The 10,870-nt window shown below is 42.2% G+C and carries 11 protein-coding genes; 8 read left to right on the top strand and 3 right to left on the bottom strand.

Annotation, left to right across the window (positions count from 1 at the left end; all coding sequences use genetic code 11):
• Positions 1-537: 537 nt before the first annotated feature.
• The 4 genes from IQ234_RS00925 (at position 538) to IQ234_RS00910 (ending at position 3,379) form a co-directional block, all read left to right on the top strand.
• Complete coding sequence (locus tag IQ234_RS00925; protein WP_110578603.1) at positions 538-849, top strand: 2Fe-2S iron-sulfur cluster-binding protein; 312 nt, start codon at positions 538-540, stop codon at positions 847-849.
• Between the two features lie 211 nt (positions 850-1,060).
• Complete coding sequence (locus IQ234_RS00920; protein ID WP_193955673.1) at positions 1,061-1,762, top strand: MBL fold metallo-hydrolase; 702 nt, start codon at positions 1,061-1,063, stop codon at positions 1,760-1,762.
• A 22-nt stretch (positions 1,763-1,784) separates the two neighbouring features.
• On the top strand, positions 1,785-2,336 hold the full coding sequence (locus IQ234_RS00915) for a rhodanese-like domain-containing protein (protein WP_193955672.1): 552 nt from the start codon (positions 1,785-1,787) through the stop codon (positions 2,334-2,336).
• Positions 2,337-2,485: 149 nt separating this feature from the next.
• The gene (locus tag IQ234_RS00910) at positions 2,486-3,379 is read left to right on the top strand and encodes a sulfite exporter TauE/SafE family protein (protein WP_193955671.1); all 894 of its coding nucleotides are present in this window, start codon (positions 2,486-2,488) and stop codon (positions 3,377-3,379) included.
• Between the two features lie 14 nt (positions 3,380-3,393).
• Here the strand turns inward: IQ234_RS00910 and hemC are convergent, their stop codons facing one another.
• Positions 3,394-4,353, bottom strand: coding sequence for a hydroxymethylbilane synthase (hemC, locus tag IQ234_RS00905; RefSeq protein WP_193955670.1), 960 nt, complete (start codon positions 4,351-4,353; stop codon positions 3,394-3,396).
• Positions 4,354-4,584: 231 nt separating this feature from the next.
• Complete coding sequence (locus IQ234_RS00900; RefSeq protein WP_004162856.1) at positions 4,585-5,496, bottom strand: LysR family transcriptional regulator; 912 nt, start codon at positions 5,494-5,496, stop codon at positions 4,585-4,587.
• 175 nt (positions 5,497-5,671) lie between these two features.
• On the opposite strand from IQ234_RS00900, the gene IQ234_RS00895 reads away from it, so the two are divergent.
• The 3 genes from IQ234_RS00895 to IQ234_RS00885 all read left to right on the top strand — a co-directional run bounded on the left by IQ234_RS00895 (position 5,672) and on the right by IQ234_RS00885 (position 8,375).
• On the top strand, positions 5,672-6,547 hold the full coding sequence (locus IQ234_RS00895; RefSeq protein ID WP_004162854.1) for an aspartoacylase: 876 nt from the start codon (positions 5,672-5,674) through the stop codon (positions 6,545-6,547).
• A 395-nt stretch (positions 6,548-6,942) separates the two neighbouring features.
• Positions 6,943-7,455, top strand: coding sequence for a hypothetical protein (locus tag IQ234_RS00890; protein WP_193955669.1), 513 nt, complete (start codon positions 6,943-6,945; stop codon positions 7,453-7,455).
• 686 nt (positions 7,456-8,141) lie between these two features.
• Entirely contained in the window at positions 8,142-8,375 is a 234-nt protein-coding gene (locus IQ234_RS00885) for a DUF86 domain-containing protein (RefSeq protein ID WP_193955668.1), read from the top strand.
• A gap of 465 nt (positions 8,376-8,840) precedes the next feature.
• Here IQ234_RS00885 and IQ234_RS00880 read toward each other — a convergent pair whose 3' ends face one another.
• Positions 8,841-9,614 (bottom strand): Uma2 family endonuclease, encoded by a 774-nt coding sequence (locus tag IQ234_RS00880; protein WP_193955667.1) that lies wholly within the window; start codon positions 9,612-9,614, stop codon positions 8,841-8,843.
• A 190-nt stretch (positions 9,615-9,804) separates the two neighbouring features.
• On the opposite strand from IQ234_RS00880, the gene IQ234_RS00875 reads away from it, so the two are divergent.
• Positions 9,805-10,728: a serine/threonine protein kinase gene (locus IQ234_RS00875; protein ID WP_193955666.1), complete on the top strand. Its 924-nt coding sequence runs from the start codon at positions 9,805-9,807 to the stop codon at positions 10,726-10,728.
• Positions 10,729-10,870: the final 142 nt, after the last annotated feature.

The raw sequence follows: 10,870 nt of genomic DNA, 5'->3' as shown, positions 1-10,870 counted from the left end.
CTTGCAGTACCATTCGACTGCATAAGTCCCTCATACTGACGATGCTTTTATCTAAAGCAAAACCAATCCAACAGGACAAAAATGTAAAAGTGTCTAAAGCGGGGTAGTCATTTTTAGGCAGTGGTTTGAGAAGCTCTTTTATGAGTTTTGAGAAATTCGTCATCAGGGCAAACTACCTATTGTGAGGTGAATAAGTTGTCTAGATTCTATCTATAATAGCATTTTTTGTCTGACTTTTCTCAACGTTCAACACTTCTGATCCGATACCTAATAGCTATCTCCCGTCTCCCGTCTCGGAGTCTCGGAGTCTCGGAGTCTCGACTAGGAAATTAATTTTGCACGACTACTTATCAACTTTTAATTAAACAGCTAATCTGCTAAAGTGATAAGTAAATATTATTTTAAGTTTATTTAAGGCTGTGATTACTAATGCTAAGTTAAGCTGGGTAAATTTTCGCGTAGTATCAGAAAGGAAACTCATTCGACCCGTTCAGTTTAAACGGCGAGAAAAGGCATTTTGAGGCTGAGGAACAACCTATGGCAAAGAAAACAAAGACAACCACTTATAAAGTCACCCTGAAAACACCCGATGGCGACCATACAATTGATGTTCCCGATAATGAATATATTCTCGAGGCAGCAGAAGAACAAGGATTAGATTTACCCTTTTCTTGCCGTGCTGGTGCTTGCTCTAGTTGTGCTGGTCAAATCGAATCTGGTAGCGTTGATCAATCCGATCAATCCTTCTTAGATGACGATCAAATTAAAGCGGGTTATGTCCTCACCTGTGTCGCCTATCCTACTTCTGACTGTGTGATCGTCACCCACAAAGAAGAAGAGTTGTACTAATTTAACTCAATATTTGGGGGTTAGATACTCCAACAATACAACAATAATAGAGCGGGAACTGTAAGAGCGACAGTTCTCGCTTTATTTGTATTTTTGCCTCTTGACTCGACAGTGAGATACAGCCAAAAAATTAATCCTGCTAGAGGTTTCCTCCAAGTTCATAATTATACGGTAGTATAGTTATAAAGTTATACAAAGGGAGTCAGAGATCATGCTATTCCGTCAGATGTTCGATCCCGAAACCAGCACTTATACTTATTTGATTGCCGATCCCGTCAGCAAGGAAGCGGTATTGGTGGATCCAGTGCGGGAACAGGTGGAAAGGGATGATCGGCAATTACGGGAGCTAGGATTAACGCTAAAATACTGTTTAGAAACCCATATTCACGCCGATCACGTCACAGGAACTGGAAAATTAAGGCAAATCACAGGCTGTCTGGGTATAGTTCCCGAAAATGCCCAAGTAGCCTGTGCTGATCGCCATCTGACGGATGGAGAGGAATTGTTACTAGGAAATATCACCATCAAAGCGATCGCTACTCCCGGCCACACCGATAGTCATCTAGCCTATTTAGTCAATAACAGTCATATTTTGACAGGAGATGCCCTATTTATCCGGGGTTGCGGTCGTACCGACTTCCAAAGCGGCGATGCTGGTACTCTCTTTGATTCGGTCACGCAAAAACTTTTCACTCTCCCCGATAGTACCCTAGTTTATCCTGGCCACGACTATCGCGGTTTAACTGTCTCCACCATTGCCGAAGAAAAACAATACAATCCCCGTTTTGTCGGACGTAACCGCAGACAATTTATCGAGTTTATGAACAGTCTTAATTTACCCGATCCCAAAAAGATCATGGAGGCAGTTCCCGCTAACCAAGGCTGCGGTAATTTAGGAGTTGTTTTAGCTTAAAGATCTATTCAGGAGATTAACGATGACCCATACCACAAATCAAGCAAAATTACTAGAATTTGATGCCCATACTTTAAAAAACTTAATTGAGCGCCGAGAAGTTTGCTTAATTGACGTGCGAGAACCGGGGGAGTACGCCAGCGATCGCATTCCAGGGGCGAAATTAGTACCACTTTCCAGTTTTAACCCTAATTCGATCGCTTTTGACCCCAATCAAACCCTAGTTCTCTATTGTAATTCTGGCAGCAGGTCCACTTTAGCAGCACAAAAACTAATTGCGGCAGGATTTAGCCAAGTTGCCCAGCTAAAAAACGGCTTAAATACTTGGAAAAGTGCGGGTTATGCCACCGAAAAAGACCAAAATGCCCCAATTAGCCTATTTCGTCAGGTGCAGATCGTTGCTGGTTCCCTAGTAGTCCTCGGAACAGTATTAGGAGCCTTTATCTCGCCTTGGTTCCTGATTTTAAGCGGTTTTGTCGGTTCTGGTCTAGTTTTTGCGGGGATTAGTAATACCTGTGCTTTAGCTATGCTTCTGGCTAAACTTCCCTATAATCAACCCCATCGGGGGAAATAGGGGGTTGGGTGTGGGGTGTGGGAATTATAAATTATGAATTGGGAAGTGGGGAAGTGGGGGAATTTCAACTAAAACCCCAACACCCTAACACCCTATCACCGTATCTCCTGCCTCCTGAGGACCGATAGCTAAAATCACTGATAACTGAAATGACTTGGTTAATTGGACATTTATTAGCCGTTTGTACGGGGATTAGTCTGGGATTGCTGGGAGGAGGAGGTTCTGTACTAGCATTACCGATTCTAGTCTATGTGATGGGGGTACCGACCAAATCGGCGATCGCTATGACGCTTCTAGTCATCGGTAGTGTCAGTTTACTCGGCACGATTCCCCACTGGAAAAAAGGCAACATTAACTTAAAAACCGCTTTTATCTTCGGTTCTGCCACGATGGTAGGGGCTTTTTTGGGAGCAAGATTAGCCACATTACCCTTTGTCACTGCCACCTTCCAGATGCTCCTGTTTGCGACACTAATGCTCCTAGCGGCAGCCTTTATGATCCGCAGATCAGCACAGATAGATAATCCTGATTATAAAGCCCGCGATCGGCAAAAAAATCTGACTCTCTACCCCCAACCAGTGTGCCGATATTGCTGGCTCTGGTTAATGAGCGAAGGAATCGCTGTGGGTGTCCTGACGGGATTAGTTGGGGTTGGGGGAGGCTTCGCTATTGTTCCCGCGCTGGTATTATTGGGCAAAATCCCCATGGTTCAAGCGATCGCCACTTCCCTGCTGATTATTTTCCTCAATTCTGTAGCTGGATTACTGGGCTATTTAGGACATATTAGCGTCGATTGGCAGTTAACCCTATCCTTTGCTTTTGCGGCTGCCCTCGGTACTCTTATCGGTTCCTATCTGGGACAGTTTGTGTCCGCAAAACAGTTACAAAAAGGTTTTGGTTATTTTCTCTTAGCGATCGCAACTTTAGTTTTAATTCAAAATCGTCATATCCTGTACAATTTCCTGACTCCGAAAGGCAATTCTATCATCCCGGCGGAAAAGGTTAGATTTATTCAGCCAACCCTACTTAAGACTGATAACTGATCACTGATAACTGATTATCGGCCCACTTCAGCGAAAATCTCGGCTAAAATCTCCCCAGCACCAGCCTCGCGCACTTTATGGGCTAAATCTCGTCCTAAGACCTCCCCATGGCTAGGATCACCGCTAACCGAGTCCTTAATCAGGCGCTTACCGTCGAGACTAGCCACCATACCCGTTAAAGTTAGGATACCATCCTCGATCGCCGTATTGACTCCGATGGGAACTTGACAACCCCCCTCCAACTCGCGTAAAAAAGCGCGTTCAGCATAGCATCTATCGCGACTAGGGGCGTGTTCCAACACTTTTAGGACTTGCAAAACCTCCGGATCAGCATCGCGGCATTCTATCCCTAAAGCACCCTGTCCCACCGCATGGAGAGAAATTGCTGCCGGGATAACCTGATGAACTCGATCGCCTAATCCTAACCTTTCCAATCCCGCTACTGCCAGAATAATCGCGTCGTATTCTCCCGCGTCCAGTTTTGCCAGACGGGTGTTAACATTGCCGCGCACATCCTTAAAAGTCAGATGGGGATAATGGTAACGCAACTGGGCCAATCGCCGCAGGGAAGAAGTCCCCACCACCGCACCTTCTGGTAAAGTGTCTAATTGATAGTCTTGATTTTGGCTATTTACCACCAAAGCATCGGCCGGATTAACTCTTTCGGTGACGCAACCCAAGATTAAGCCTTCGGGCAAATTAGTGGGCAGATCCTTGAGAGAATGGACGGCAAGATCGATCGATCTATCCAACATTCCCACTTCTAATTCTTTGGTAAATAAACCCTTATCACCGATTTTCGCCAGGGCCACATCGAGAATTTTATCGCCTTGGGTACTCATCGTCTCCACCTCAAACTGTCGATGGGGGTGGTGTTTACTCAATTCTGCCTGTACCCAATAGGTTTGTACTAGGGCTAACTGACTTTTACGCGAACCGATACGCAGGGAACGAGGAGGACTAGAAACGGACATATCTGAAGTAGGAATTTAACTAAACATCTATCTGACTGCTCGATCTAGACTATCCTGATCTCACCCCTGTTGAGTAATCACTTTCTAGGCTAGGGGTAAATAGTTACATCTCTTAATATTTTTAGGGAAATGGAGTGATGGGTGATGAACAGAAGTTATTAAAAGAGGGCGAATGCAATTCGCCTCGCGTGGGATCGATTGTTCTGGCAATCACTGATTTTCGCGAGGGAGTTACTCTAGAGCATCGCTCTCCAGTTGTCTGTAGGAGTGGATAAAATCCAGAAATACCGGTAATACTTTCGAGGAATCATTGTCAGGCCAGACCGCCATTAAATTACAGGTCTGGTTCTGTTCGAGAAGCGAGCGATAGATCACCCCATGGCGTTGGAGATTTCGGACACTTGCGGGAAGAATACTAATCCCAGTTCCTCCTGCGACTAATCCCAAGATCGTGACCATAAAAAGGGCGGTTTGAGACACTTTCGGCTCGAATTTCGCTTGAGAGCAGAGAAAATAGATCTGTTCGGATAAGCCACCAGAAACATTATGCAGGGGTAGGATAAATTCTTCCTCTTTTAAATCGTTTAGGGAAAGGGCAGATCGTTCCGCTAATGGATGGTTTTTCGGTAAAACCAAGACGAGCGGTTCCCGATCGAGGATCGTCATCTGGAAGGAAGTATCTTCCCAAGCTTCCCGATAGCTATAGAGAAAAATTATATCCATTTGCCTTTCGCGCAATTTTTGCAAGATTAGGGCGGTTTTTTCCTCGTGCATAATTAATTTAATGTCGGGATTCTCTTGGCGGAAAGCGAGCAATATCTCGGTAAAAATACTATTGGCGATCGAGCCAGTAAAGCCGATCGTTAAAGTTCCCGATTGTCCTTTATCGATCGATCGGGTCTTATAGACCGCTCGCTCTAACTGTAGTAAGGTGGTGCGCGCCTCTTCTAAAAATGCTTGTCCCGCGGTGGTCAGTCGAAGCGGACGACTTTGGCGATCGAATAGTTTGACCTCTAATTCCTTTTCTAGCGCTTGAATCTGCTGACTAAGGGGAGGTTGGGCGATCTGTAACCGTTGCGCCGCTCGGCTAAAGCTCAATTCGTCCGCTACGGCGACGAAATAACGGAGGTGACGGAGTTCCATAGAATTCTACTATACATATAAAATATACTAGCTTAATTAAATTAATATTTGACATATACTAAAGGTTTCTTTAATCTAGAAAGTAGCGGGGAAAAGAAATAGCGATCGGCGAAAAAATGCAGAGACCGTCGCTCGAAAAATTGAAAGTTAGCCAATGAAAGCAAGGAGATTATCTATGACTTTGGAATCGATTCGGAAGGTCGCCATCGTCGGGGGAACCCATGGCAACGAGTTAACGGGAGTCGCGTTAGTGAAAAAATTCGAGCGCTTTCCTGAACTGATCCGACGGGAGAGTTTAGAGGTGCTTGCGCTCCTTGCGAACCCGCGAGCGATCGCTGAAAACCGTCGCTACATCGATCGAGATTTAAATCGTTGTTTCGCCGTTCACGAATTGAGCGATCCGGGTTTGACGGGTTACGAAGAGAAACGGGCCAAGGAAATCAAGGCTATCTTACATCCTACCCATGGCTCGGGCGTGGATTTTATTATCGATCTACACAGCACGACTGCGAGTATGGGAATGACGATTATCCCGTCGAACGAAGATGCTTTTAACTTACAGCTAGCGGCTTATTTGCAACAACAAGATCCCTCGGCGCAGATCTGTTTAGGAGATCGGCAAGATTCGTCGAGATTGCGATCGCTCTCTCGATTAGGTTGTACCGTGGAAGTTGGTCCGGTAGCGCAAGGTGTCTTGGATGCGCGGATTGTAGAGCGAACCGAAGTGATTGTCCATAAAATCCTCGATTATCTCGACGCGAGAAATCGGGGACGCTCGCTCGCAGGTTCTTCTAGCGTCACGGTCTATCAAACTCTTAAAGCGATCGATTTTCCAAGAGATCCATCGGGAGAGATCGACGCGATGGTTCACGAGAGATTGAAAGATTACGAGCCGTTAAATTTCGGTGACCCACTCTTTATTTCGTTTTCAGGTGAAACATTTTTCTATCGAGAACAAGCCACTGTTCATCCCGTATTCGTGAACGAAGCGGCGTATCGAGAAAAAAGAATCGCGATGATTTTTAGCGAGAGAAAAAAAATCGTCCTATAGCGATACTTTTCTCTAAGAGTTCATTAAAACGCTCGCTCTACAGCATTTTTCAGTTTGAGCAAGTACACCTCCAAGCTTAATCAAGTATCTGGCAGCTCCTGCCTGTCTTGATGAAGCCAGAAGTGCTGTAAATTATTTTTTCCCAGTATCGAAAGTAAGCCTAAATTCTTCTGTTTCTTCAAGTTTTAGCTATCGATCGAGAAAGCTCTGCGTCTGCAATCATTAGTGAGCGTATCTTTAGTATGATCTCGCCAATTGCGGTCTTAAGCAAAGATTAAATATTTAAGAGATTAGAAGACAAATTAGATACGATTATGATATGATCAGATTTGGCAAGAAAAACCTCTTATAGACGATTAACAAACCTTAAAACTAAACCTAGGTGAATCATCGATATGTCTAATCAAAAATTCAGTTGTTTGGGATGTTTAGGAAGTTTAGTTATCTTTATTGTCATCGGCTCGATCTTTTTCGGGGGTGGAATTCTTATGAGATTAGGAAATTTTTACTTAATGTTCGGTCATCCGATCGAGAGAGAACGGGTTATGTCCGACTATATTGATGAAATAGAAAATCATAAAGATATAGTCGAGAAAGCGGTTCAGGAATTCCACGCTCAACTAGATAGAGGTAAGTGCGAAGAAATCTATAATCGAGCGAGTGAGTTATTAAGAAAAAGCAATTCTCTTAACGATGTGTTAAAGCTATGCGAAACAACATCTCGTATTTTTGGTTCTCGAAAATCAACTCAAGTGATCGACACATGGATACAACCGCCTCATCCAGAAAATTATATTTTGACTCGATACATAACTCAATTTTCTAAGGGTGTGGTGCAAGAAATTTTTATTTGGTCAGTCAAGAATAACAAAGCTGAATTAGTTAATTACACATTTTCTCAGATATAGCAATCCTAAACATTTTCGGCTCTACCGAACCTGTCATGCAAAACTATTAACAACTCATGCTTGTAAAGTTTGTACAATAGGGCTTTGAGTTTTTGTTAGATTGATATTTATCAACTTTAGAGCATTGTTCGACAGAGAGGGAGCTTGGGGAATTTTCTACAGTGTAAGTTCGGAAGAACCACATTTTCTAAAAACAACTGTATTGATTAATTTTAGGAAAATCAAATTTATGATCATCAATACAAAATTCAAATAAAAATTTGACAATCTTAAAAGACTTGCATAAATACCAGTATTTTCTTAAAAAGTTTTTCCCTTGCAACCAAACATCTTCCACTAGATTTTGTTGTGGAGCATTCGGTGCCAATAAAATACAAGTAATTGGCCATTCATTAGCTTTCTTTCCCTTATTTATTTCTTCTAAGAACTCTTTGAACTATGCAAATTTATGATAACCTGCTCCATCCCCAATAAAAATCATTCTTTTATCTTTATACTCGTTTCGCAAATATTTTGCAAATTTAACTGTTGATTCGACCTCTCCCGAACGGTAACATTCAACATGAAACTTCTTGGTAAGTACCTAAGCAAAATTAATTACACATATCTAACCCCCTCTTGCCTTTTGCCTCTTGCCTTTTGCCTATCTTCACTAAGAAATTAATTTTGCACGACTACTTACCACTATGAGAGATGATCCCGAACGCTTGCGAGATATTTTAGAAGCAATTGAGCGTGTAGAAAAGTATGCTCGACCGGGAAAAACCGTGTTTGAACAACGGGGAGATGCCAGCGATCTAAGAAACTTAACTATTCATGAATACTTTTGTATTAATCTAGAGATTATTTGGGATATTGTTGAAAATGATATTCCTGCTCTAAAAGGACAAATCGAAGCTATTTTACAGGAATTTATTTGACGAAACCCAACCCAATTACTTAAATGTCGGGTTTCACTATCGTTTAACCCCACCTACTTTATTCTTCGATTTACTTGATAGCTACCGGCAAAATCTGAAACCCTTGATAGGGACAATTCATGAATTGTCCCTACATTTTCGGAGTATAAATCATGAACTATCCCTACATTTTCGGAGTATAAATCATGAATTGTCCCTACATTTTCGGAGTAAATTTTATTAATTATTCCTAGTTTTTTGGAGTAAAATCCATGAATTGTCCCTACATTTTCGGAGTAAAATTCATTAATTATCCCTACGTCTGGCTCTTCTCGACTTTGTGTGATAAATTTAAATTATATAAGAGCGATCGATCTTTGTGTCCTCTGTGTCTCTGTGGTTCCTTCCACTCACTGCCCTAAGACTGTATCTTAGAATACATTTTACCCACCAAACCCAAGAGATGCCACTGACCATCTTGCACCCCTACAAGGTTTCATCGGGATTAATGCCTAATTCTCTTAATCTTGCCGTTAATTGCTCAATTTTTTGTAAAGCCAGTTCTTTTTGTTGACGTTCGTATTCTTGTTGCTGTAAAGCCAGTTCTTTTTGTTGACGTTCAGATTCTTTGGCCTGTTTCTCCAGAAGAGCGGCTTCCTCAGGTGTTGGGATTAACTGACCCCTAGGACTAAAATAACGCAATTTATCGGCGTAGATCCCTAAATATAAGCCCAATTCTTCACTCCATAACCAACCTTGCTGATTGGGTTCAATCGGTTGATATTTTCCCCTAATTAACGTATATCCTTCAAACTCTAAACTATAGGGGTCAAACCAGAAATAATCAGGAGTCCTAAATGTATTTTGATAAATTTCTTTCTTTTCTTCCCTATCAGTCTTAGCGGTACTTTCTGAGAGGATTTCTATAATCACATTAGGATATTTTCCCTCTTCTTGCCATACTACCCAACTTTTCCGGTTTTGGTTTCTAGTTGTTCCCAATACTACAAAAAAGTCGGGTCCTCTAAAGTATTCTGATTTTTTCTGATTGGGACTGTAGTAGATGGTTAAATTCCCGGTTGCAAAGTAATCTTCTCTATCTTGCCATAACCATTCTAGGCATTTTATCAACAAAATAATCTGAGTTAGATGTAAATTACTTTCCAATGGCGGTTCATCACTCCAAAATTCGCCCTTGGGGAAGATTATCTCATCTTTTTGGGCGGTTTGGCTAGGGGATAGGGGTTGAGTCGTAGTCATGGTTATCTGCTATGAATAATAAGCTGTCCGTGTATTTAAACTGCTTGTTGAGATGAGACAAGGGGCAACAGTAAAGGTATTGGCTAAGATTCAGCTAATCTAAGGATAGGCGGTTAAAATGCGTCTTAGCCTATTATTATGTGTTAATCTCATCTTTACAGATCAAAACCCTAAATGGTCTAAGAAGACAATGGCCGCTAATTCTCGGAATAAATCGCCCGTTTTTCTCGGCTGTTCTGGCAGAATCGCTATTTTTTGCCTCTTGATGTTATTATCGGCGGCAATAGGCTGGTTAATCGGGAAACAGTGGGTTAAACACAGCAATCAACCCCAAACCGTTAAACCCGTTTTTGCCACAGAAGAAAATAATTTTAATTCTGCCACAGATACGGCATGGCAACGGAAAGCCGAGATGAGAAAGCGCCGTCTAGAGTTGGGAGTTGATGGTCAGTTTTTTAAAAATCTCGTCAATGAATTGTTTAACCTCCGCTATGGGGATATCAAAGAGGAAAAACAGAAACAGGAACAAAGAGATATTTTAGCAGCAGAAATACTCGATCGCTTAGAACTTCTCGATTCTGGCACTAGAGAAGCATTAGGTAGCTACGACGAGCAACAACGAGAAAAATGGCGAGAACAAGTGAATCAGTTACGTTTAAGCGGTAGAGTCCTTAATTTACTGACTGATACTGCCTTTTTTCAGCTATTCCCTGAATTGACAGAAAGACCAAGTTTTGATACAAGCCTAGGTCAACTATGGAGTGGTTTGGCCTGGAATCAGTTACAATCTTTACAGTCTGGCCTATCCTACCAAGCGATCGAAAGTTTAGACGCAGGGGGAGAGGAAGTTATCGAGGCAATTCTCAGCCAGGGACAAGGAAAAGCCTATGCAATAAAATTGCGTTCCAGTGATCGGTTAAACTTAAATTTAGAGGCGGAAGGCGAAGTTTTACTATCTTTCTACTCTCCCACGGGTAATATTACCCTTTTAGACAAGTCTAGCGATCGGCAATGGTCCAGTCAATTATCCGAGGAGGGATTTTATGAATTAGTTATTCTCCCCCAGTCTTCTAACCCCGTCCACTTTCGCTTACAGTTAAAATTAAGTCAATGAATTTAACCTTCAGGAGTCAGGAGACAGTTATCAGTTATCAGTTATCAGTGATCAGTAAACTGATAACTGAAAAGCTCCCCACTTCCCCACTTCATAATTTATAATTTATAATTCCCACTTCCCAATTCATAATTTATAATTT

The sequence above is a fragment of the Microcystis aeruginosa LEGE 91341 genome (assembly GCF_015206885.1).
Taxonomy (GTDB): domain Bacteria; phylum Cyanobacteriota; class Cyanobacteriia; order Cyanobacteriales; family Microcystaceae; genus Microcystis; species Microcystis aeruginosa_H.
This window is presented reverse-complemented; position numbering and strand designations above follow the sequence as displayed.